General features: G+C 63.1%; 21 protein-coding genes. 15 read left to right on the top strand and 6 right to left on the bottom strand.

Annotated elements, in window-relative coordinates; translation table 11 throughout:
* The first annotated feature begins 58 nt into the window (after positions 1-58).
* Together I2H31_RS06295 and I2H31_RS06290 are read left to right on the top strand one after the other, a co-directional pair.
* Positions 59-631, top strand: coding sequence for a 1-acyl-sn-glycerol-3-phosphate acyltransferase (locus I2H31_RS06295; protein WP_230687504.1), 573 nt, complete (start codon positions 59-61; stop codon positions 629-631).
* A gap of 39 nt (positions 632-670) precedes the next feature.
* Positions 671-1225 (top strand): hypothetical protein, encoded by a 555-nt coding sequence (locus I2H31_RS06290; protein WP_196292147.1) that lies wholly within the window; start codon positions 671-673, stop codon positions 1223-1225.
* Between the two features lie 25 nt (positions 1226-1250).
* Here I2H31_RS06290 and I2H31_RS06285 read toward each other — a convergent pair whose 3' ends face one another.
* Positions 1251-1916 carry a DUF4159 domain-containing protein gene (locus tag I2H31_RS06285; RefSeq protein ID WP_196292146.1) on the bottom strand — a complete coding sequence of 222 codons (666 nt, stop codon included), beginning with the start codon at positions 1914-1916 and terminating at the stop codon, positions 1251-1253.
* A gap of 156 nt (positions 1917-2072) precedes the next feature.
* Between I2H31_RS06285 and I2H31_RS06280 the strand changes: the two genes are divergently transcribed.
* From I2H31_RS06280 to I2H31_RS06250, 7 genes are all read left to right on the top strand, one after another.
* Positions 2073-2687 (top strand): Crp/Fnr family transcriptional regulator, encoded by a 615-nt coding sequence (locus I2H31_RS06280; RefSeq protein WP_196292145.1) that lies wholly within the window; start codon positions 2073-2075, stop codon positions 2685-2687.
* Between the two features lie 73 nt (positions 2688-2760).
* Complete coding sequence (locus I2H31_RS06275; RefSeq protein WP_196292144.1) at positions 2761-3489, top strand: hypothetical protein; 729 nt, start codon at positions 2761-2763, stop codon at positions 3487-3489.
* A gap of 35 nt (positions 3490-3524) precedes the next feature.
* Positions 3525-3983, top strand: a complete 459-nt coding sequence (locus tag I2H31_RS06270) for a hypothetical protein (RefSeq protein ID WP_196292143.1) — start codon at positions 3525-3527, stop codon at positions 3981-3983.
* A gap of 57 nt (positions 3984-4040) precedes the next feature.
* Positions 4041-4910 carry a cation diffusion facilitator family transporter gene (locus I2H31_RS06265; protein WP_196292142.1) on the top strand — a complete coding sequence of 290 codons (870 nt, stop codon included), beginning with the start codon at positions 4041-4043 and terminating at the stop codon, positions 4908-4910.
* A 68-nt stretch (positions 4911-4978) separates the two neighbouring features.
* Positions 4979-5728: a hypothetical protein gene (locus I2H31_RS06260; RefSeq protein ID WP_196292141.1), complete on the top strand. Its 750-nt coding sequence runs from the start codon at positions 4979-4981 to the stop codon at positions 5726-5728.
* Positions 5729-5838: 110 nt separating this feature from the next.
* A complete protein-coding gene (locus I2H31_RS06255) occupies positions 5839-7281 on the top strand; it encodes an RtcB family protein (RefSeq protein ID WP_196292140.1) in 1443 nt (480 codons plus the stop codon).
* 123 nt (positions 7282-7404) lie between these two features.
* Positions 7405-8511 carry a hypothetical protein gene (locus I2H31_RS06250; RefSeq protein WP_196292139.1) on the top strand — a complete coding sequence of 369 codons (1107 nt, stop codon included), beginning with the start codon at positions 7405-7407 and terminating at the stop codon, positions 8509-8511.
* Positions 8512-8520: 9 nt separating this feature from the next.
* Here the strand turns inward: I2H31_RS06250 and I2H31_RS06245 are convergent, their stop codons facing one another.
* The gene (locus tag I2H31_RS06245) at positions 8521-9225 is read right to left on the bottom strand and encodes a 16S rRNA (uracil(1498)-N(3))-methyltransferase (RefSeq protein WP_196292138.1); all 705 of its coding nucleotides are present in this window, start codon (positions 9223-9225) and stop codon (positions 8521-8523) included.
* A gap of 122 nt (positions 9226-9347) precedes the next feature.
* Here I2H31_RS06245 and I2H31_RS06240 point away from each other — a divergent pair, with 122 nt between their 5' ends.
* The 3 genes from I2H31_RS06240 (at position 9348) to I2H31_RS06230 (ending at position 11571) form a co-directional block, all read left to right on the top strand.
* Complete coding sequence (locus tag I2H31_RS06240) at positions 9348-9776, top strand: SPW repeat domain-containing protein (protein WP_196292137.1); 429 nt, start codon at positions 9348-9350, stop codon at positions 9774-9776.
* A 62-nt stretch (positions 9777-9838) separates the two neighbouring features.
* Positions 9839-10879, top strand: a complete 1041-nt coding sequence (locus I2H31_RS06235) for an SDR family oxidoreductase (protein ID WP_196292136.1) — start codon at positions 9839-9841, stop codon at positions 10877-10879.
* A gap of 101 nt (positions 10880-10980) precedes the next feature.
* On the top strand, positions 10981-11571 hold the full coding sequence (locus tag I2H31_RS06230; protein ID WP_196292135.1) for a macro domain-containing protein: 591 nt from the start codon (positions 10981-10983) through the stop codon (positions 11569-11571).
* 91 nt (positions 11572-11662) lie between these two features.
* Here the strand turns inward: I2H31_RS06230 and pckA are convergent, their stop codons facing one another.
* The gene (pckA, locus tag I2H31_RS06225; protein ID WP_196292134.1) at positions 11663-13297 is read right to left on the bottom strand and encodes a phosphoenolpyruvate carboxykinase (ATP); all 1635 of its coding nucleotides are present in this window, start codon (positions 13295-13297) and stop codon (positions 11663-11665) included.
* 228 nt (positions 13298-13525) lie between these two features.
* On the opposite strand from pckA, the gene I2H31_RS06220 reads away from it, so the two are divergent.
* From I2H31_RS06220 to I2H31_RS06210, 3 genes are all read left to right on the top strand, one after another.
* Positions 13526-14419 (top strand): AraC family transcriptional regulator, encoded by an 894-nt coding sequence (locus tag I2H31_RS06220; protein ID WP_196292133.1) that lies wholly within the window; start codon positions 13526-13528, stop codon positions 14417-14419.
* Between the two features lie 194 nt (positions 14420-14613).
* The gene (locus tag I2H31_RS06215) at positions 14614-16185 is read left to right on the top strand and encodes a peptide MFS transporter (RefSeq protein WP_196292132.1); all 1572 of its coding nucleotides are present in this window, start codon (positions 14614-14616) and stop codon (positions 16183-16185) included.
* 383 nt (positions 16186-16568) lie between these two features.
* Positions 16569-19409 (top strand): nidogen-like domain-containing protein, encoded by a 2841-nt coding sequence (locus tag I2H31_RS06210; RefSeq protein ID WP_196292131.1) that lies wholly within the window; start codon positions 16569-16571, stop codon positions 19407-19409.
* Positions 19410-19803: 394 nt separating this feature from the next.
* Here the strand turns inward: I2H31_RS06210 and I2H31_RS06205 are convergent, their stop codons facing one another.
* The 3 genes from I2H31_RS06205 to I2H31_RS06195 all read right to left on the bottom strand — a co-directional run bounded on the left by I2H31_RS06205 (position 19804) and on the right by I2H31_RS06195 (position 22989).
* Positions 19804-20754, bottom strand: coding sequence for an FG-GAP-like repeat-containing protein (locus I2H31_RS06205; protein WP_196292130.1), 951 nt, complete (start codon positions 20752-20754; stop codon positions 19804-19806).
* 139 nt (positions 20755-20893) lie between these two features.
* Positions 20894-21652 (bottom strand): LytR/AlgR family response regulator transcription factor, encoded by a 759-nt coding sequence (locus tag I2H31_RS06200; protein WP_196292129.1) that lies wholly within the window; start codon positions 21650-21652, stop codon positions 20894-20896.
* Positions 21649-22989, bottom strand: coding sequence for a sensor histidine kinase (locus I2H31_RS06195; protein ID WP_196292128.1), 1341 nt, complete (start codon positions 22987-22989; stop codon positions 21649-21651). The genes I2H31_RS06200 and I2H31_RS06195 overlap by 4 nt, the downstream gene beginning before the upstream one ends.
* Positions 22990-23001: the final 12 nt, after the last annotated feature.

Raw genomic sequence — 23001 nt, 5'->3', positions numbered from 1 at the left:
TTGGCGGATTATTGTGTTTTCTGGCCCGTCGGCATCTCTTACCACTACGTTGCCCTGCATGACTCCCCGCGAAAAATCCCCTTTCTGGTACACCATGGCCACGCTCGTTTTTAAAGTAGCGGGCTGGCACCTGGGCGAGATACATAACCCGGACATCCGGAAGAGCATGATGATTGCGGCGCCGCACACCAGCAACTGGGACATCATTCTGGCCCGCGCGGCCTTCTACCTGATGGGCGTGCCCGTGCGCTTCACCGTGAAAAAGGAGTGGACCGATAACTGGGCCCTCGGCTGGCTGGTGAAGGCCATTGGCGGGCTGGCCGTGGACCGCAGCCGCAACAACAGCCTCGTCGACGGCATGGTAAAGCTGTTTAACGAGCACGACGAACTCGTCATCCTCATCACCCCGGAGGGCACGCGCGCCTACCAGCCGCGCTGGCGCAAGGGCTACTATTTCGCGGCCCTAGGTGCCCAGGTGCCTATTCGGCTGGGCTATCTGGACTATAAGAAGAAGGAAGCCGGCATCGGCGAGGCCGTGTGGCCCACCGGCGACTACGAAGCCGACGAAGCCAAAATCAAGGCCTTCTACCGCAACGTGACGGGCCGCTTCCCCGAGAAGGGCGTGCGCTAGGCGCGTGCGGAATCGGGCGCGGGCCCGTACCTTTTGGCCATGGAAAAGCTGGCCACACTCCTCTGGATTCTCTTCGCGCTCGGCGCCTTTGTGTTTCGGCTGATAAAAAAGGCCCAGGAAACCACCGCCCGCGAAACGCAGGAACGCCCGCGCCGCCCTCAGGCCTCCAGCCCGGCCCTGCCCACGGCCACCTTCCAGGAAATGCTGCGGCAAATGCAGGCCCGCAACGCCGCCGAGCCCGACACCGGCCGGCCCGTGGTGGTGCCTGATGTGCCCCGACCGGCGGCGCCCCGTACGCTGGGCGGCCGCCCCATGCCGCACGAAGTGGCCCGCCCGACTCGCTCGCAGGAGCGCACTTCGGTGCCGCAACGCTCCCTGGAAGCACCCACTACGGCCCGCCCGCACAACGCCCCCGCGCCACCGGCCAAGCGCTCCTCCGGCCTGACAAGGGCTGACAGGCAACGGCCCCTGCAGCTAAAATCCGAGCCAACACCCCCTGCCACCACCGACGTGGTGCGCGAAATGCTGCGTCGGCCCGAAAGCGTACGGGCCGCCTTCATTTTGAGCGAAATTTTTACCCGCAAATACGAGTAAGCCGCCCGTGGCAGCCGCCGCGGAATCAGTCCTGCGTCAGGGCGTAGGCCACGAGGTTGGCGCCCATGCGCAGGGCGGCTTCGTGGGTAGCGGGCGAGTCTTCGGGGTAGGTGCCCACGTCTTCCCAGCCGTTGCCGAGGTCGCATTCGTAGCTGTAGAAGCACACCAGGCGGCCTTTGTACACCAGCCCAAAGCCCTGGGCGCGCTTGCCGTCGTGCTCGTGCACTTTGGGCAGCCCCTTGGGAAATTGGTATTTCTGATGATAAATCGGGTGAGAGTAGGGCAACTCCACGAATTCCAGCTCGGGAAATACTTTCTTCATCTCGGGCCGGATGAATTTATCGAGCCCGTAGTTGTCGTCGATGTGCAGAAAACCGCCGCCGGTGAGGTAGCGGCGCAGGTTCCGGGCCTCGGCGGCGGTGAAGCTCACGTTGCCGTGCCCGGTCATGTGCACGAAGGGGTAGGTGAGGAGCTCGGGGGCGTCGAGTTCCACGGAGGCTTCGTCGGGCGCGATGTTGGTTTTCAGCGCCTGGTTGCAGAAGCTGATGAGGTTGGGCAGCGAGGTTTTGTTGGCGTACCAGTCGCCGCCCCCGCCGTAGTGCAGCTTGGCGATGCGGAAGCTGTAGGACGAAGGGCCGGCGGCGGTGAGCGTGAGCAGCAGGGCCGCGGTGAGAAGCAGTTGTTTCAGCATGAATGTTGGCGGCAGGCCAAACCCGCCGGGGCTATAAAGTAACGGCCGAACGGGAAAGTTCAGGGCAAACGGCGCGGAAAGGACGGCCCGCCGGCTGGGCGAGTTGCGGACGCGGCGCCGACGGCAATTGGCGCGCCAGCTGGTACTTTTAGCCCCATGCCGCCACCGTCCATCGCCCAACATTCGCCCGATAAGCTCGTTCTGTTCCTGCAAAGCCGCGGCCTCATCAACACGGCACAGGCCGTGGAAATTGCCGCGCAGTTCAGCCCCAAAGCCGTCGCCCGCCACGAGTTCCTGCTCCGCGAAGGCCGAGTGAGCGACGAGTATTTTTTTCTCGATTACGGCCTGCTGCGGGCCTTCGCCACCGACCCTGATGGCAACGACGTCACCACGGCCTTCTACCCCAGCGGGCAGGTCGTGTTCGAGGTGTCGTCGTTTTTCACCCGCACGCCCTCGCAGGAAAACCTGCAGGCCCTGACCGACTGCACGGGCTGGTGCATCACCTTCGCGCAGCTCAATGCCCTGTTTCACGCCCGGCCCGAGTTTCGGGAGTTCGGCCGCTCGGTGCTGGTGCAGGGCTTTGCGGCCCTCAAAAGCCGGATGCTGGCCATGATTACCGCTTCGGCCACCGAGCGCTACGAGCAGTTGCTCAAAAGCTCGCCCGAAGTGCTACGGCACGCTCCGCTGAAGCACATCGCCACCTACCTGGGCGTGACGGATACCTCCCTGAGCCGAATCAGGGCCGGTGGCAAGGGCCCGGCGCACGACTGATTTCCTGCCATTTGGCAAGTGGTTTCGCTGGTTGCCAGGGGTTCCTTTGCAGGGTCATCATCAAGCCCAAACCATGGAACACGTACCTGCCGCCCTCGGCGTTGCTTTCGGAATTATCGCCTTGCTGACCGTTGTCCTCTTCGTTAGGGCCGCCCGCTATTCGCGGCCCACGCTGGGCCTGCTGCTGGGGTGGCTGGCGCTGCAAGGCGCCGTGGCCCTGAGCGGTTTTTACGCCGTCACCACCACCCGGCCGCCGCACGCGCTGGGGTTGGTGGGGCCGCCCGTGCTGCTGATTGGGTTGTTGTTGGCCACGGCGCGCGGCCGGCGCTACCTCGACCGCCTCGACCTAGCCCAACTGACCTTGCTGCACGTCGTCCGGATTCCCGTCGAGCTGGTGCTGTATGGCCTGTTTGTGCACCGGGCAGTGCCCGAACTCATGACGTTTGCGGGTCGCAACTGGGACATTCTGTCCGGTCTGACGGCGCCCGTCATGTATTACTTCCTATTCCACAGGAAAGTGCTGAGCCGCGGGTGGCTGCTGGTCTGGAATTTTCTCGGCCTGGCCTTGCTGCTCAATATCGTGGTCAATGCTTTGCTTTCGGCTCCAAGCGTCTTCCAACGGTTTGGTTTTGAGCAGCCAAACGTGGCCATTTTGCACTTCCCGTTCAACTGGCTGCCGGCCGTGGTGGTGCCGCTGGTGCTGCTGGCGCACGTGGCGGCCATCCGGCAGCTGCTGGTGGCGGCCAGCAGCGAGCCGGCCGGGGCCCGGAACCCCGCAGCAACTTTTCGCCGCCCGATTTAGTAAGCTTCACCAAGCTCCCTGCTAAACCCTTTCCCATGCAAAACCACCCGACCATCCTTGCGCAAGCCGCCGCTTTGGCCCTGGCCCTCCTGAGCGGAAACGCCGCGCACGCCCAAATGAAAGTGGCCTCCTACGCCGCCGGCAAACCGGGCACGGACCAGTACGAGGAACTGAGTTTCTGGGTGAACGACGGCAAGCGCGGGGGTATTTATTACGCCCGGGGCAAAGACCGCAACGAAATAAAAGGCAGCTATTTGCCCAAAACGGGCATGGCCAACGGCGCCAGCTTTGCCGTCCGGCTGGCCGACAACCGCGTGCTTACCGTCATTCCCAGCGGTAGCCAGCTAAAGGTGGCCGACTCGGCCAAGGGCACGCCCAAAACCTTCGCCTGGAAATACGAAGGCCCGGTGAACGGCGTCGGCACGTTCTGCCGGGAGTGCGCCGCCGACGAAAAGGAAGCCATGCAGCTGCTGCGGTCGTATTACCTGAAATAAGGAAGCCGCGCCGGCCCTCGCTTCTTTGTCCGATGTTTGCCCGTCGTTTGTGCCCGCATGACCAACGAAGAAACCGCCGTCAGAGCCACGTATTTCGGCATTGCCGGCAACACCGCCCTGGCGCTGCTCAAAGGCGCGGCCGGGTATTTCGGCAACTCTTACGCCCTGGTGGCCGATGCCATTGAGTCGACGGCCGACATCTTTTCGTCGCTGCTGGTGCTGCTGGGCATTAGGTACGCCAACCGGCCGGCCGACGAAAACCACCCCTACGGCCACGGCCGCATCGAGCCGTTGGTGACGTTTCTGGTGGTGGGCTTTCTGATGACTTCGGCCACGATAATTGCCTACGAAAGCATTCAGAACATCGGCACGCCGCACGCCTTGCCCAAAGCCTGGACGTTGCTCGTGCTGGGCGGCATCATTGCCTGGAAAGAATGGTCGTTTCGCACGGTGATGAAGAAGGCCGAGCAAACCAACAGTTCCGCGCTCAAAGCCGATGCCTGGCACCACCGCAGCGACGCCCTCACGTCGGTGGCCGCGTTTCTGGGCATCTCGTTCGCGCTGCTCATGGGCCCGGGCTACGAGGCGGCCGACGACTGGGCCGCGCTGCTGGCTACGGGGCTGATTTTCTACAACAGCTACCGCATTTTCCGGCCCGCCCTCGGCGAAATCCTCGACGAAAACGTGCACGACGACCTCGTGGCCGACATCCGCCGCGTGGCCCTGACGGTGGACGGCGTGCTAGGCACTGAAAAATGCTTCGTGCGCAAAGCCGGCATGTCCTACCAAACCGACCTGCACGCCACCGTGAGCGGCGACATCAGCGTGCGCCGGGGCCACGAAATAGCCCACGAGCTGCAGGCCCGGCTGCAACAGGAGCTGCCGCAGCTCAGCCACGTCCTCATTCACGTCGAGCCGCAGGAATAGAGCCCCATTTAATGCCTATACTTGCCGTTGGGCCGCCATTTCACCGGTTCCGGGCAATTCTTTCAAGCATGAGCGTCAGGCTGAAACGGCTTATTTCTCACTACGAAGCCGAGCGCCGCACCCTGACGGCCGCCGTAGATGAATGCGTGGCCGAAAGCGAGTACGGCACCGCCAACCGCCTGGCCAAAGGCCTGTGGCGGGTGCAACGGAAGCTGCAAGTACTGATGACTCTGCAAGACCCTTTGCACGGCGAGAAGGAAATGACCAAGCGTCACATCGAGGGGCTTGAGAAGCTGAGCACCTCTAAGCACATCGAGGGGCTTGAGGAGTTGAGCACCGCCGAAACCGGGCGAATTCTGGACTATTATCGGGAGCGAATAGCCACGGAAAAGAAAAAGCTGGCGGCCCTGGTAGCGCGGGTTCCGGCGGAAAACACCGCGCCGCCAGCCACCACCCTGCACAACGCCCTGGCCAGGCTGCTCGATGCCCGGATTGCCGCTTTCACGCTGGAGTTGAGCGGGCCGAAGCGGCTGCGGCTCACTTTCCGACGCCTCCGCAAAACCCTGCTCATCATGCTGCCCGAGGTGCGGCGGCACCGCGCTGCATATACCCTGCAAAAACGCCACGTCCGGTTCCTGCGCGGGCTGGGGTTTCGGCCGTATGACCAGGGCGACCAGCTGCTGCTTTTCGTGCCATTCGGTGAAGTGGCCGCCATCCAGGACGTGAAAAGCATGCTGGCCCGAATTGTATTCGACTGCTTTATTTTCGAGGAACTGAAGGGTAAGTCTTCCATCAAATACTACGAGCCGGAAGCGTAATTGCCGGCTCGTGGGCTGCCGTGGAGTACTTTAGGCGGCGGGCAAATGCGCTTGCTATTTAATGAAAACGATTGGGGCTTGCGTGCCCTGATTTCTTAATCAAACGACCAATGGTAACGGGCAAAGACTTGCTGGAACTGGGTTTGAAACCCGGCAAATGGTTTAAAGACGCCTTGGAGCACATCAACTCCAACGACCTCACCGGCGACGCCCTGCACGCCTACCTCGACACCGTGAAGCCGGCGCCGGAGCTGCCGCTGCTGGCCCAGCCGGTGGCCTTCCACGAAAACATCCGCGCCGATACGGCCGTGGAGCAGGCCAACATCGACTACGTGAAGCAGTCGATGCAGCGGCTCATGCGCACGCCCACGGTGGTGGCCGGGGCCATCATGCCCGATGCCTGCCCGGCCGGCCCGCTGGGCACCATTCCGGTGGGCGGGGTGGTGGCCGCGCGCAATGCCATTCACCCCGGCATGCACTCGGCCGACATCTGCTGCTCGGTGATGCTCACCAACCTGGGCAAAACCGACCCCAAAACCGTGCTCGATGCCGCGCAGCAGATAACGCACTTTGGCCCCGGCGGCCGCGAGCCCGAAAAGCAATTTGCCCTGCCGGCCGAAATTGAGGCCGAAATGCGTGCCAACCCGTTTTTGAACTCCGAGCGCAGCCTGAAAATGGCCCGCGAGCACCTGGGCACGCAGGGCGACGGCAACCACTTTTTGTACGTGGGCGTGTCGCGCAACACCGGCGACACGGTGCTCGTGACGCACCACGGCTCGCGGGGCGTGGGCGCCGTGCTCTACGGCCACGGGATGAAAGTGGCGGAGTTTTTCCGGCGCGAGCTTTCGCCCGAAACCGACCCGGCCAACGCCTGGATTCCGAGCGAAACCCCGGAAGGCGTGAACTACTGGAACGCCCTGCAAACCGTGCGCCGCTGGACCAAGCAAAACCACCTGGTGCTGCACGACGCCATTGCCGCCGCGCTGCAAGCGTCGGTGCAGCAGCGCTGCTGGAATGAGCACAACTTCGTGTTCCGCGACGGCGACGTGTTTTACCACGCCAAAGGCGCCACGCCGCTCGACCCGAAGTTTATGCCCGACATCACCGGCCCGCGCATCATTCCGCTGAACATGGCCCAGCCCATCCTCATCGTGGAAGGCGCCACCACCGAAAGCAACCTGGGCTTCGCGCCGCACGGCGCCGGCCGCAACCTCAGCCGCACCAGGCACAAATACAGCAAAATCGGCCAAACCGACGAGCAACTGTTCGCCGAAGAAACGCAGGGCATCGACGCGCGTTTTTTCTTCAACCGCATCGACATTTCCGAGCTGCCCAGCGCCTACAAAAACGCCGAAGACGTGAAGCAGCAAATCACCGATTTCAAGCTGGCCACCGTCCTCGACGAAATCCGGCCCTACGGCTGCATCATGGCCGGCGACTGGGAGCAGGACGCGCCCTGGCGCAAGAAGAAGCTGGCCAAAGCTGCGGCGGCCTTAGAAGCGCAGGGCGCGGCCGATTCGCAGGCGGACGGGTCGGCGTTGGCGGAGGAGTAATGGTTAATACGCAAGGGATAAGCTCGGCGAAACGGTGAAATGAGGGTGCTTAGGCAGTTCTGGTTACTATTGCAAAACCACGCATTGCCTGCGCCTTAGCCGGCCGCCACGAAAAACAGACTCATGGAATTCAACAGCAAGAAACTGGAGCGCACCTCGCGCTTGGTGTACTACGCCATTTCACTCATTCTGTGCGCTTTCCTGATTCTGCTGTCCAATCAGCTCATCGGCGACCTGGACACGGCCACCGCCCGGCCGCAACTCGAAAGCTTTCTGAACGCCGACGCCGTGGCGGGCCTCCAGCGCCGCGAAAGCAGCCTGCAAGCCGAGGTGCAAAGCCTGCGCGACCGCAACGCGGTGGTGGAACGTACCATGCTCACCGCCCAGCAGAACTACGCCAATGAAAAGCAGTCGTTTGAGAACTGGGTGAAAACCCGGAAAACCCTGGGCTCGTCCGACAAAGACGCGGAAGTGGTGAGCCGCGCCACCCGGCTCGATGAGTTTTACAAGGTGGAGCAGGCGTGGCGGGCGCAGCTGGCGGCCCGGCAAGCAGCCATTGATGCCAAAACGCGCCAGCAGGAACAACTCCAGCTGCAGCTGGAGCAGGAAAATGGGCGGGCCGAGGAGAAGTACGAGGCCGCGCTGAAGGGCTACGACCTGAAGGTGTTCCTGATTCGGCTGCTGTTCGTGGGGCCGGTGCTGGGCGTGGGCATCTTCTTTTTCATCCGCTACCGCCGGCACAAGTTTTGGCCGCTGTACATGGGGTTTACCCTGTTTTCGCTCTACGCTTTCTTCTTCGGCCTGGTACCGTATTTGCCCAGCTACGGCGGCTACGTGCGCTCGGCGGTGGGCGTGGCGCTGTCGGTTGGGCTGGGCTACTACGCCATCAAAACCTTCCGGACCTACATGGAGCGCAAGCAGCAGGAGCTGCAGGCCTCCAGCCAGGAGCGAGCTAAGCACGTGCAGCTGGAAGTGGCCGAAAAAGCGCTAGAAAACCATTTTTGCCCTTCCTGCGGCAAGGATTTTATTCTGAAGAAGTGGGAGTTCCCGCCATCGGCCGACGCCACCTATAAATTGGTGACGGATTCTTGCCGGCATTGCGGGTTGGAGCTTTTTTCCAATTGCTACAACTGCGGCAGCAAAAACTTCAGCCACCTGCCTTTTTGCGCCACCTGCGGCGCCCGCCCCCGCCCGGCCCAGCCGCAAAATGCCGGCGCTACGGTCGTTTAGGCTAACGCCTTACGCTTGCGAACGCACCAGCTGCGCGGTAAATACGGCCGCCAGCGCCGCCGTTTCGGTGCGCAGCCGCGAGGCACCTAGCGTCACCGGCCGGATGCCTTTCGCCAGCGCCAGTTCGATTTCCGGCGGCGTAAAATCCCCCTCCGGCCCGATGAGCACGCAGCACGCCGACCCAGTGCCGGCCACCTGCGCCAGGGCCGTGCGCTCGCCTTCTTCCAAATGGGCGATGAACGTAGTTTCCGGCGCCACCCCAGCCACAAAAGCAGCAAAATCCGTCAACTCATCCAGCTGCGGCAGCCACGCCTGGCCCGACTGCTTCATGGCGCTGATAGCAATTTTCTCCAGCCGCTCCAGCTTCAACTCGCGGCGCTCGGAGCGGGCGCAGCGCAGGAAGCTGATGCGCTCCACGCCCACTTCCACGGCTTTCTCCACGAACCACTCCATGCGGTCGATGTTTTTGGTGGGGGCCACGGCCACGTGGGTGAAGTAGGGGCGGGGCGCCACGGCTTCGTGGTGGGTGATGCGCAACTGGCAGCGCTTGGGGTTGGCGTCGGCCACGGCGGCCTGGTAGCGCCCGCCCCGGCCGTCGAGCAGCTCCACGGCGTCGCCGGCGCTCAGGCGCAGCACCCGCACGGCGTGCTTGCTTTCGTCTTCGGGCAGGGTGTAGGTGGGGCCGGCGAGGTCGGGCGCGAAGAAAGTATGCATGGGCGCAAAGAACGGCAGCGGGGCCCAAAAGCGAGTTTGCAGCCTTTCAGGGTAAGCTGAGCCATAACGCGGCGTCGGGGCCCGGCGTAGGCTAAAACTCCACTTTCCAACCGCCCAATCCGATGAACAACCCCGTAATTCCCCGCCCCCTGCACGGCCTGGCCGACTACCTCTACGTGCCCACCGTGGCCGCAGCGCCTGCCTTGTTTGGCTTCGCGCACGACCGCACCCCGGCCCGCTTGGCTCGCCTCATCAGCGGGGGCGTGTTGGTTTCGACGCTGGTCACCCGCGCCGAGTGGGGTGTGTTCAAAGCCATGCCCTACAAAACCCATTTGCTGCTCGATTTCGTTTCGGGCCTGGGCGCCATGGCACTGCCTTGGCTGGCCGGCTTTGCCCGCAACCGCGCGGCGCGCAACACTTTCCTCACCATCGGGGCCATTAGCGTGACGGCGGGGTTGCTGTCGGGCGTGTTTGGCGGCGCCGAAGAAATGCCGGCCGCCGAAACGGAGCCCGTAGCCCCCGGTACGCTGTCAACTTCTACCGCTTCGTAAACCAGCGTCTCCGCGCACAGCAGGTGTTTCCACACGACTTCTTTTCCACTTACTTTTTATCCATGAAAGTCAAACTCAAGCCGCTCCAGGACCAGGTCATCGTTATCACCGGCGCTTCGTCGGGCATCGGTCTCGTCACGGCGCGCCAGGCCGCCGAGCAGGGCGCCAAGCTCGTGCTGGCCGCCCGCAGCCAGGACGCCCTGCGTCAGCTCTGCGAAGAAATCAATCAAAACGGCGGCCAGGCCATTTACGAAGTGGCCGACGTGAGCCAAGCGGCTGATGTGCAACGCATCGCCCAGGCCGCCGAGCAACGTTTTGGCGGCTACAACACCTGGGTGAATAACGCCGGTGTTTCCATTTATGGCAAGCTGGAGCAAGTGCCCATCGAAGACATGCGCAAGCTGTTCGAAACCAACTTTTGGGGCGTCGTTTACGGCTCATTGGAAGCCGCGCAGCACCTCAAGAATAAGGGCGGTGCCATCATCAACGTGGGCAGCATCCTGTCCGACGTCACCGCCATCCTCCAAACCATCTACTCGGCCAGCAAGCACGCCGTGAAAGGCTTCAACGACGGCCTGCGCATGGAGCTGGAAATGGACGGCGCACCGGTGTCCGTCACGCTCATTCAGCCCTCGTCCATCGACACGCCCTACACGATGCACGCCAAAAACTACATGGACCGCGAAGCCAAGCACGGCCCGCCCGCCTACGCGCCCGAAACGGTAGCCCGTGCCATCCTGCACGCCGCCGTCACGCCGGAGCGCGACATCGTGGTGGGCGGGGGCGGCCGTGCCTTCATCGGCATGAAACGCTGGACGCCCATCCTGTTCGACCAGTACATGGAAAAAGCCTTCGCCAAGCAGGAGCACGCCGATGAAGCCCCGCGCCCCTTGGCCCAAAACGGCCTCGACCGCGCCGCCGGCAGTTTGCGGGAGCGCGGCAACTACCCCGGCTACACCCGCGAAACCAGCTTCTACACCGAAGCCGTGACGGCCGGCAGCCCCGCCCTGCGCACGGCGCTGCTGGCCGGCGCCGGCGTGGCCCTGGCCGCGTGGCTGAACCGCTCCACCATCAAAAGTCAGTTGGGTAAGCGGCGGCAATAGCGGTCGAAGAAGCGAGATGAAAGCGCTGGGCAACGGCTGGTACTCAAACCAGCAACTGCTCAGCGCTTTCATTCTATATTGGCTCGTAACCGACGTATTTTATGAATAAGCTGATTCTCGTTGACCCCAATCAAGCGCTATGCGAAGCTTGGCAATCTGCATTTCAAATGCACGATGAAGTGAAAATAGTCAACAATGTATTTGAGTCAGTTAAAGAATATGATTGCATGGTCAGCGCAGCAAATTCCTTCGGATTGATGGACGGCGGCGTTGATTTAGCCATCACCAAATACTTTGGTAATGGGCTGCAGAGTCGGGTGCAGGCGCATATTATGGCCAATTACAACGGGGAGCAGCCAGTTGGTTCAAGTTTTATCATTGGGACCAGTCACGCTGCCCATCCTTATTTAGCCCATACCCCCACCATGCGGGTGCCCATGTCCATTAATGGCACCGATAATGTGTATTTGGCCATGAAAGCAATGTTGCAGGCAGTAAAAAGCTTCAACGCACAGACTGCCCGGATTCAAATCGTGCTTTGCCCTGGGTTAGGTACGGCTACAGGGCGAGTAGCCCCCGAAGCTGCTGCTGCGCAAATGGCGCTGGCGTACGAATACTACAAGAAGCCGCCCCAGGAAATTACTTGGGAGTCGGCGGCAAAAATTTCCAGAGAAGTCTTCGCCGCAATTTAGGTGCATTGCAATAAGGGTGCGCCAACCGAACAGCAAAAGCCCCGTCGGCTGCAACCGACGGGGCTTTTTGGTGAGTGAACTACTTAGCAGCTTACGCTTCCACCGCAGCGGTTGCCACTTTGGGCGCGCCGGCTAGGATTTCCTCGTTGGCGTACTCGGCGTACTTCTTGAAGTTGGCCACGAACTTATCGGCCAGGTCCGAAGCGGTTTTGTCGTAGGCGGCTTTGTCGGCCCAGGTGTTGCGCGGGTCCAGGATTTCGGTGGGCACGCCGGGCACCGCGCCGGGCACCATCATGCCGAAGACGGGGTGCTTGGTGAACTTCACGTCGTCGAGCTGGCCGTTCAGCGCGGCCGTAATCATGGCGCGGGTATAGGGCAGCTTCATGCGCGAGCCCGTGCCGTAGCTGCCGCCGGTCCAGCCGGTGTTGATGAGCCACACGTTGATGTCGGGGTTCTCGTCCATTTTCTGGCCCAGCATCTCGGCGTACTTGGTGGGGTGCAGGGGCAGGAACACGGCGCCGAAGCAAGCCGAGAACGTGGTCTGCGGCTCGGTCACGCCCATTTCGGTGCCGGCTACCTTGGCCGTGTAGCCCGACATGAACAGGTACATGGCGTGCGACTTGTCGAGCTTGCTGATGGGCGGAATCACGCCAAAGGCATCGGCCGTGAGGAAGAAAATGTTCTTCGGCGCGTCGGCCACGCCGGGCTCGATGGCGTTCGGAATAAAGTTGATGGGGTAGGCGGTGCGCGTGTTTTCGGTCACCGACTTGTTGGCATAATCCACGGTGTGGGTGCCGGGGATGAAGCGCGTGTTCTCCACGATGGAACCGAAGCGGATGGCGTCGTAAATCTCGGGCTCCTTCTCCTTGCTCAGGTCGATGACCTTGGCGTAGCAGCCGCCTTCGAAGTTGAAGATGCCTTCGTCGGGCGTCCAGCCGTGCTCGTCGTCGCCGATGAGGCCGCGGTTGGGGTCGGCCGAGAGTGTCGTTTTGCCCGTGCCCGACAGGCCGAAGAAGATGGCCGTGTCGCCGTCCTTGCCCACGTTGGCCGAGCAGTGCATGCTCAGGGTGTTGTGCTCGTGGGGCAGCAGGTAGTTCAGCACGCCGAAGATGCCTTTTTTCATTTCGCCGGCGTAGCCCGTGCCGCCAATCAGAATCATCTTCTTGGTGAAGTTGATGATGGCGAAGTTGGGCTGGCGGGTGCCGTCCACGGCCGGGTCGGCCTCGAAGCCGGGGGCGCAGATGATGCTGAAATCGGGCATCCAGCTGGTGTCCGCGCCTTCTTCGGGGCGCAGGAACATGTTGTAGCAAAACAGGTTGTGCCAGGCTTGTTCGTTCACCACGCGCAGCTTGAGCTGGTAGTCGGGGTTGGCGCCGGCGTAGGCTTCGCGCACGTACACGTCCTTGTCGGCCAGGTAGGCCACCATTTTCTGGTGCAGCTGGTCGAATTTTTCGGGGGCGAAGGGGATGTTGATGTCGCCCCACCACACGCTGTCGGCGGTGTTTTCGTCCTTCACCACGAACCGGTCTTTGGGCGAGCGGCCGGTGAACTTGCCGGTGTCGGCCATCAGGGCGCCGGTGTCGGTGAGGTGGCCTTCGCCGTTGCGCAGGGCGTGCTCCACGAGCTCAGCGGGCGTGAGGTTGAGGTGGACGGTGCCCGTTTGGGTAAGGCCCAGGGGCTGCAAACGATTGTGGGCCGCGGCGGCAAGGGTGGGAGCTTGTGGCATGGCGATAAAGGGGTTAGGGGGAGGTTCTTGCGAGAGAGGGTACAAAGGTAGAATTGCCGGGCCCAAGCGGACTGAAACAATTCATTTCTTTAACGGGACAAATTAAACCATGTCGCCGTTGCGCTTTACATTTGGCTACCACAACCGGCAAAACGGGGCCTTGTGAGTGTAAATAAGTAAACGCCCGGTTCGCAAAAGGTTTTCTTTGTCCCTGTTTTTTGTCGCACGATGGCCACGGATATTGCCCGCTACAACGGAATCTACGGCGACCACAAGGCCCGGATTTCGCACGATTACCTGCAAAGCCAGCTCATCATGCCCCGGCCCCGCGCCACCGACTGGGGCCTGAAGCCGCACCTGCACGAGAACCTGTTCCAACTTTTTTTCCTGGAAGCGGGCCGGGCCTCTTTTGAGGCGCCTGAGCCCGTGGAGCTGCGCACGCCCTGCCTGGTCATCATCCCCGCCAATACGGTGCACGGCTTCACCTTCAGCCCGCAGGTGAAAGGCCGCACCCTCACGCTGGCCGAGGCCCTGCTCGATACCATTCTGCAAGCCACGCCTGGCGTGCTGGTTGAATTGAACACCGTGCACATCCTGTCCGACTTCAATTCTGAAGTTCGCTTTGCCGACTTGCAGGCGCTGGAACAGCAGATTCACGAGGAAATCAACTCCGACCTGTCTGGCAAGCAGTTGGCCCTGAACGGCTATTTCAAGCTGCTCTTCGTGAAAATTTACCGCCTGCTGCAACACAACCGCCGTCAGCAGGAGAGCCCCAACCGCGCGCTGCACTACTTCCGCGAATTCCAGAAAGCCATTGAGAAAACGGCGCCCTTCGAGAAGAAGATTTCGCAGTTTGCGCAAGAGCTCAAGATTACGCAGGTGCACCTGAACCGCATTTGCCAGGCCGTGAAGGGCAAAACCGCCCAGCAAATCGTGCAGGCCCACACCATCCGCCGGGCACACAACTATTTGCTCTATACCTCGCTCTCGGTGGCCGAAATCGCCTACGAATTACAGTTTGTCGACCCGGGGTATTTCACCCGGTTTTTTCGCAAGCAAACCGGGCTGGCGCCGGCCGCTTACCGGGCCAAAGCCTACCGGAACGACGCGGCAGGGAAGTAGCGCGGACTTTGTAGTCCGCGTCCCCGCGCCGTAAAAGCCATTCGGGGACGCGGACTACAAAGTCCGCGCTACTACTCGCTCAGCCCGATTAATCCCAAAACTTTCCTAGATTTACCGTGCCCGCATTGCATTAGCTGCGCAAAGGCCACGATTTTCTCCTGCTTCATCTCATTTCTCACCCCCTAGTTCCCTCTATGCAAACTGTCCCCGCTCAGACCGAGCAGCCGCTCGCCGCGGAATCCACGAGTCACCCACGCGGGCTGTACCTGCTGTTCGCCACCGAAATGTGGGAGCGGTTCAGCTACTACGGCATGCGCGCCGTGCTCGTGCTGTTCCTCACCAAGGCCATGATGATGGACAAGGCCTTCGCGTCCAAGTTCTACGGCGGCTACACCAGTTTGGTGTACCTCACGCCGCTCATCGGCGGCTTTATCTCGGACCGGTACTGGGGCAACCGGCGCTCCATTCTCACGGGCGGTTTGCTGATGGCGCTGGGGCAGTTCACGCTGTTTTTCTCGGCCTCCAACTACGGCCCGGCCGAGAGCCACGCCCTCAGCCACTGGCTGCTCTACCTGGGCCTGGGCGTGATGATTGTGGGCAACGGTTTCTTCAAGCCCAATATTTCGAGCATGGTGGGCTCGCTCTACGCGCCGGCCGACAAGCGCAAGGACGCCGCCTACACCATCTTCTATATGGGCATCAACCTGGGCTCGTTCATCGGCAACACCATCACCAGCCTCATCGGCGACACCGGCAACGCGGCCGATTTCCGCTGGGCGTTTCTGGCCTGCGGCATTGCCATGTTGCTGGGTACCGTGATTTTTAACTGGGGCAAGGAGAAATACCTGCACACCCCAGACGGCACGCAAGTGGGCGAAACGCCCGTGCATTCGGGCGGCGTGATGGGCATTTACGCCCTGCTGCCGGTGCTGCTGGCTATCATCCTCGGCATTTTATGGCTCGATTCGGCCAAATTCCCCACCATCGCGCCGCTGCTGGGCGTGGCCGTGCTGGGCATTGGCTTCATGATTTTCAGCGATAAATCGCTGAGCGGGGCCGACGTGAAGGGCATCATGGTCATTTTCATCGTGTCGTTCTTTGTGGTGTTCTTCTGGGCGGCCTTCGAGCAGGCCCCGGCTTCGCTCACCTTCTTCGCCGATGAGCAGATGAACCGCACCATCTTCGGCTTCACGCTGCCGGCCAGTATTTTCCAGAACCTCAACGCCATCTTCGTGGTGGTGGGCGCGCCTATCATGGCTGCTGTGTGGACGGCCCTCGGCCGCCGCGGCGCCGAGCCGCCGTCTCCCCTCAAAATGGCCATTGGCCTGGCCTGCCTGGCCGCTGGCTACCTGGTGATGTGCTTCGGCGTGCACAACCTGCAGCCCGGTGTGAAGGTGAGCATGTTCTTCCTGGTGGCGCTCTACTTCCTGCACTCCGTGGGCGAGCTGTGCTTGTCGCCCATCGGCCTCTCGCTGGTGAACAAGCTGGCGCCGGTGAAATTCGCCTCCCTGCTCATGGCCGTGTGGTTCCTCGCCAATGCCGCCGCCAACTACCTGGCCGGCTACATGAGCAGCCTGTACCCGGACCCGAAATCGACGGCCCCCGCACCGGAGCTGCTCGGCTTCCACATCACCAACCTCTACGATTTCTTCATGGTGTTCGTGATTTCGGCTGCGGTGGCCGCGGCCATCCTGTTCCTCATCAGCGGCAAGCTGGCCAAGATGATGGACGCCCGCAACTACCCCGCGCCGGTAGCACAGGCGTAGAGCAACGTTGCTTTTCGTCTCACAAAGATTTTCGTCTCACAAAGAAGCCCTCGGTGCCTTGGCGTCGGGGGCTTCTTCGTGTAGTTACCCGGCCAGTTTTCGGGCCTGCATTCCCGGGCTTCGAAGCGTTTGGCCGGAGGACATAGGGGTAAGACGATGAATATTTATTTTGCAGTGCTGTTTAACCTACTCCTCCTATGAAACAATTGCTATTTTTCTGCTGCCTGTGGCTGGGTGCTATGGGTGCTCGCGGCCAAGCGCCGCGCTTTTGGAATTCCGCCAGTACCAACCCCCACTATGAGGCTCGGAAGCGCCAGCTAAGCGCCTCGTCAGCCAGACGGACAGCGGTTGCCGTTGGCGCCCAACAAGGCGCCGCCGCGGCTGTGGCCCGCCCCGCTTGCTTCGAGCCTTTCGACACCACGGCCGCCGGGGGCTGGACCAGCCTGGGCCGCAACGACGACGCTTCTTTCGGGCCGGTTAGCCTGGGGTGGAATTTCTCCCTGTTTGGCAATCGGTACAGCGACGTGTACATCAACAACAACGGCAACATCACCTTCGATGCGCCATACGGTTCCTTTAACGCCCAGGGCTTTCCCTTGGCCAGGCCCATGATTGCGCCGTTTTGGGCGGACGTGGACACCCAAAACCCCGCCAGCGGCACCGTGTGGTACAAGGTATTTCCGGACCGACTGGTGGTGGTATGGAACAAGGTGGGCTATTTCAATCGCAAAGCCGATAAGAAAAATACTTTCCAACTGGTCATTAAGGCCAACACGGCGCCCGGCTTTTCCGGCAACGACGTGCTCTTTGCCTACGACGACATGCAGTGGACCACCAGCGACGCCGATAGCGGCACGGGCGGCTTCGGTGGGATTCCGGCGTCTGTGGGCGTCAACAAAGGCAACAACGTCGACTACATCCAGACCGGAAGATTTAACCTTAGCGGCAGCTTGGCACCCAACGCCTCGTTCGCGGGCAACCCCGGCGGCGTGGACTGGCTGGACGGGCAGTGCCTGGGCTACCGGGTGCGCGACGCCGGCAACGTGCCGCCCGCCGTGGCCGGCCTGCCCGGCGGCGTGCTCACCGTGAACCAGGGGCAGACCGTGGTGCTGCCCCTCCAGTTTTCGGGCCCGGAACCCGACGAGACGGTTTCCGTGTCGTCGAACTTCAGCAGCGGGACGTTTTGCAACGCTTCGCTGACCACGACGGGCAACGGCGGCACCAACCCCACGCTGACGCTGACGGTAACGGGCGCGGCCTGCAACGCGGGCACCCGCACCATCACCTTCACCGCCACCGACAACGGCCTGCCCGCGCCCGCACAGTCGGTTTTTACCCTGACTGTGGTGGTGAGCCCGGCCAACGGGCAATGGACCGGGGCTGCGAGCCCCGCCTACACCAACCCGGCGAACTGGAACAACAACGCGGTGCCCGGCGCCACTGACAACGTGACCATCCCGGCCGGCGTGCCCAACATGCCCGTGCTGAGTTCCAGCGCCGCCGTTGGCAGCCTGACCGTGGCCACTGGCGCTTCGTTCACGGTGGCCAGCGGGGGTTCCCTCAGCCTGAGCGGGGCACTCACCAACAACGGCACCCTCGGCGGGGCGGGCACTTTGCTCACCACTGGCAGCGCCGCGCAGAGCTTTGGCGGCAGCAACGGGCTGCGCATCGCCAACCTCACGGTGGGCAGCGCGGGCGTGCAACTCGGCCGCCCGCTGGCCGTGACGCGCCTGCTGACGCTGAACGGCAACCTGACATCTAACGGCAACCTGACCCTGGCGGCCGACGCCAGCGGCACGGCCATGGTGGTAAACAACGGCGCGGCCGCCGTGCTGGGCGCCGCCACCGTGCAGTGCTACCTCGACCCCGCCCTGAACCGGGGCCTGGGCTACCGCCACCTGGCCGCCCCGGTGGCCAACACCACGCTGGCCGACCTGGGCACGGCCGGCTTCACGCCCGTGGTGAACCCGGCCTACAACGGCCCCAACCCCGGCCAGGCAACGCCTTTCCCCAATATTTTTTCTTACAACCAAGCCTTGGTGGCCACCACCGGCAATGGGGCCACGGCCGATTTCGACAAGGGCTGGGTGTCGCCCAATGCCACGGCAGAAGCCATGACGCCCGGCCGGGGCTACACCGTGAACCTGGTCGCTGACCAGACCGTCGACTTCGTGGGCACGTTGGGCAATGGAGCCGTGGCCATCAGCAGCCTCGGCCGCGGCGCGCCGGCCGAAGCCGGCTGGCATTTGCTCGGCAACCCGTACCCGGCGCCCATCGGCTGGACGCAGGCGTTTGCCGGGGCTTCGGGGCTCGACAATGCCGTGCACGTCTATAAGTCGAGCGGGCAGTACGCCGGCACCTACGCCAGCTACGTCAACCGCGTGGGCACCAACGGCGGCACCGATGTCATCGGGCTGGGGCAGGGGTTCTTTGTGCGCGCCAGCACCCCCGGGACCACCGCCCGCCTTAATCTGACCAACGCCGCCCGCCTCAGCACCTACGCCACGGCCGCCCCGCAGCGCGGCACCTCCGAAACCCGCCTGCTGCTCCAGCTGAGCCTGAGCGGCGCGGGGACCACCGACCAGGCCGCCGTGTACTTCGAAAGCGGGGCCACGACGGGCTTCGACGCCGCTTTCGATGCCCCCAAGCTCGCGGCCGGCCACCGCGTGCAGCTCGCCTTCGACGACGCGGCCGCCCCCCTGGCCATCAGCGGCCTGCCGCTGCTCGGTAATGTGCCGCTGACGGTACCGCTGGCCGTGCGTGTGGCCCAGACCGGCACCTACACGCTCCGCGCCGATGAGCTGCTGAACCTGCCCGCCGGCGCCACCGTGCAGCTGCGCGACGCCCTCACCGGCACCTCCACGCCGCTGACGCCCCAGGCTGCCTACACCTTTACGGCCGATGCCTCGCTGGCCGGGCCACGCTTCTCGCTTGTCTTCCAGCTTGGTCAGGCGCTGGCTACCCGCCCGCCGTTGGGCGCCCAGGTTTCGGTGTTTCCGAATCCCGCCCATCAGCAGCTGTGGCTGGCCGTGCCGGCAAATGGGCAAGCCGTCGGGGTGGTCTTATTTAACTCGCTGGGCCAGCAGGTGCTGCGCCAGGAGCTGCCCGCCAAGCGGGGGACGGCCGCTCAGGCGTTGGCCGTGGGCAACGTGGCGCCCGGCGTGTACACGCTGCGCGTGGCCCTGCCCGAAGGCGTGGTGACCAAGCGCCTGGTTGTTGAATAGGGAAGGGGTGGCACCACGAAGCCTAGCGGGCAACTCGTGGTGCCACCCCGCTCCCCGCCAGCTCCTTCCTAAGCACGTTCCCAAGCTTCCGGACGCCCGCCAACCGTTTCCGAACCACGAACCTTTGTGTCCGGATGCCCGCCAACCGCTTCCGAACGCCCGCCAACCGCTTCCGAAGCCTCGCCAACCGTTTTCCGACAACAAACCTTCCGTCTAGACGTCCGCCAACCGCTTCCGAACGACAAACCTTCCCGCCGAACCACAAACCTTCGGACCGAAGCGCAAACCTGCGGTCCGAACCACAAACCTTACGCGCACAAAAAAGCCCCGCCGGCATTGCCAGCGGGGCTTTTCTATGGTTGATGCGGCGGCCGTTGTGGCCGGGCTTGCTGCCTTACTCCGTGACCACCACCCGCAGGGCCCGGCCGGGCGTGGGCAGCAGGTACACGCCCGGAGCCAGGCCGGCGGGCAGGCGCAGCTCGGCGCGGCCGGCTTCGTCGGGCACCACGCGCAGCACCTCGCGGCCCAGGGCATCGAGCAGGGGCAGGGGCTGGCGGGGCCGCGCCCCGGTGAGGGTGAGCCCGGTGCCGGCCGCGGCCGGGTTGGGGTACAGGGCTGGTGCGGCCGTTGCGGCGTCCACGGCCACCGAGCGCACCGATGAATAGGTGGTCGTACCGTCGGCGTCCTGCTGGCGCAGGCGGTAGTAGACGGCCGTGGCGGCGCCGTGGCGCAGCAGGGCCTCGTCGAGAAACTCGTAGGTGCGGGGGCCGCTGCTGTTGCCCTGGCCGGGCACGAAGCCGAGCTGCCGGAACGAGTGCCCGTCCACCGAAGCCTCTACCCCGAAGCCAGCGTTGTTTTTTTCCGAAGCCGTGGCCCACTGCAGGCGGGCGGCCGCGCCCTGGCGCGTGGCGGTGAAGGCCACCAACTCGACGGGCAGGGGGGCCGCGTTGTTGTTCAGGCGCACGCTGATGGAGTTACCAGTGGTGTTTACGAACAGCGCATCCAGGTCGCCGTCGTTGTCGAGGTCGCCCAGGGCCAGGGTCTGGGTATTCAGAGTGTTGATGGGAGTGCCGGCCACGAAAGTACCGGTGCCATTGTTGAGCAACACCGTCGACGTGTTGTCCACGGAAGCGTGGCTTACTACCACGTCAAGGTCGCCGTCGCCGTCGAGGTCGCCCAGCGCCGCATCGAAGCCGCCACTGCCCACCGCGTAAGTGGCGTTGCCGCTGAGCTGGCCCGCGCCGTTGTTGAAGCGCACCGACACGGTCTGGCTGTCGGTATCCAACGTGACGGCGTCCAGGTCGCCATCGCCGTCCAAGTCGCCGAGCAGCAAGGCATTGGGCAAGGAGCCAACCGGAACGGTGGAAAACAGGGTAAAGGTGACGTCCGCTCACATTCCCTCCCCAGTGTTTCGACTACTGCCCAATACCAGGCACTTCTGCCGCTTCGCTCGGCAGCTTTTCACCCTGTCTACCCGCCTGCTTCTAGGCCTCGCGGCCCGTCATCAGCTGCAGGAATTCGTCTTTCTTTTTGGGTGAAATCAGGACCGTGGCGCCGTCGCTCATCACGGCGTAGCCGCCGTCGGTGCGCACCATGCGCCGCACTTCGGCCAGGTTGATGATGTGGGAGTTGTGCACCCGAAAAAACTGGCCGGCCGGCAGCATGCCTTCGTATTCCTTCAGGTTTTTGCTCACCACGATTTTCTTTTCCCCTTTCAGGTAAAAAGTGGAATAGGCGCCGGCGGCCTCGATGCGAACGATGCTGCTCAGGGGCACGAATTCCAGGCCGTCGGACGTGGCCAGGGTGATGGTCTGGGGCACGCGGGCGGGCTGGCTGAGGGTGGCCAGCAGCTGGTCGAGGGCCGTGGGGCCGGCGGGGGCGGGGCGGGCCAGGCGGTCGCGCACCTTGCCCACGGCGGCCTGCAGCTCGTCGAGGTCCAGCGGCTTGAGCAGGTAATCGATGGCGCTGAACTTGATGGCTTGCAGGGCGTAGTGGTCGTAGGCCGTGGTGAACACCACCGCAAAATCGCCGCGGCCCACCTGCTGCAACAAATCGAACCCGGTGCCCGACTGCATCTCAATGTCCAAAAACACCAAATCGGGCCGGGTGCGGTTGAGCAGGGCCACACCGGTCGGCACCGATTCGGCCGTGCCCAGCAGCTCCACCTCGGGGCACAGCTCCTGGAGCACGTTTTTCAGGAATTCCCGGCTGTGCAGCTCGTCTTCAATAATAACCGCTTTCATGCTACAAGGGGGATGGTAATTTCTACGCGGGTGCCGCCGGGCACGCCGTTCGTGGGGGGGCGGTCCGTCATCACGACGCCCACTTCGTGGTTGAGCAGGCGCAGGCGCATGTCGGTGACGCCGGTGCCGCGCGACACGTGGGTGCGGGGCCGGCCGGCGGCCAGTGCCGCCGCCGCGGCCCGCCCAATGCCGTTGTCTTCCACCACGCACAGCAAATGGTCGAACTGGTGCAGCACCCAGATGGTGAGTTGGCCGCCGGGCGCGGCGCGGTGGCGCAGGCCGTGCAAAATGGCGTTTTCGGCGTAGGGCTGCAGCAGCATGGCCGGCACCTCGGTGTTGTGCACGTCCACTTGCTCGTCCACCTCAATGCGGTAGGTGAAGGCCTCGCCGAAGCGCAGCTTTTCCAGCTCCAGGTAGTAGCCCAGGGCCTTCAGCTCGTCGGCAATGGGCACCCGCTCGTTCACCGAGTTTTCCAGCACCTGCCGGATGAGCTTGGCAAACTTGGCCAGGTAGCCAATGGCTTCCAGCGGCTCTTTCTGCATGATGAAGTGCTGGATGGAATTCAGCGCATTGAACACGAAATGCGGGTTAATCTGGGCCTTCAGGGCTTGCAGGCGCAGTTCGTGGTTGATGGTTTCGATGGCCGAGTTCTGGCGCTCAATGGCCTCGTACTGGTCCTGCAGCTGCGCGTGCTGGGCTTGGATGACCTGGGTCTGGGCTTCGGCGCCGGCCAGGGCCGCGGCCAGCTGCCGCTCGGTGCTGCGGTTCATCCATTGCAAGTACACAAAAGCCACCACAAACAGCAGCAGGCTGAGCGCCAAACTTAGGTTTTGGGTGGCGGGGTTGTCGAAGGCCTGGTCGTTGGGGATTTCGGCCAGCCGCGGAATGGCCCGCGACAACGGGTCGAACAGCACAAACGTCAGCGCCACCCAGGCCAGCCCCAGCCACATCCACCGCCCCTCCGTGATTTGAAACAGCACCACCGGCGTAATCAGCACCGAAAGCAGCTGAAACTTGAGGTTCAACGAGGGGCCGTCGGCCGACAGCCCCGACACCAGCACGATGAACACCGGCGGCGTGCATACCAGCACGGCCCGCGCCAGCGTGTGCCGGCCCAACAGGTTGAAGAGCAGCGGAGTGCCGTAGCAGAAAGCTGCCAGGGCGTAGAGGGCAAACAGCGGCGGCAACCGGAAAAACTGAAACCCCGTGGCCCCGATGGCCACAAACACCGTGGCGCTGATGCGGTTGCACAGCACCACTTTCTTGCGCAGCTCGCGCGGGAGGTGGGGCCCCACGCCCAGGTGCGAAAGCTGGTGCCAAAAAGTCGCGGCGGTCATAAGCAAACGGGA

It is taken from the genome of Hymenobacter ruricola, assembly GCF_015694525.1.
GTDB classification, from domain to species: domain Bacteria; phylum Bacteroidota; class Bacteroidia; order Cytophagales; family Hymenobacteraceae; genus Hymenobacter; species Hymenobacter ruricola.
This window is presented reverse-complemented; position numbering and strand designations above follow the sequence as displayed.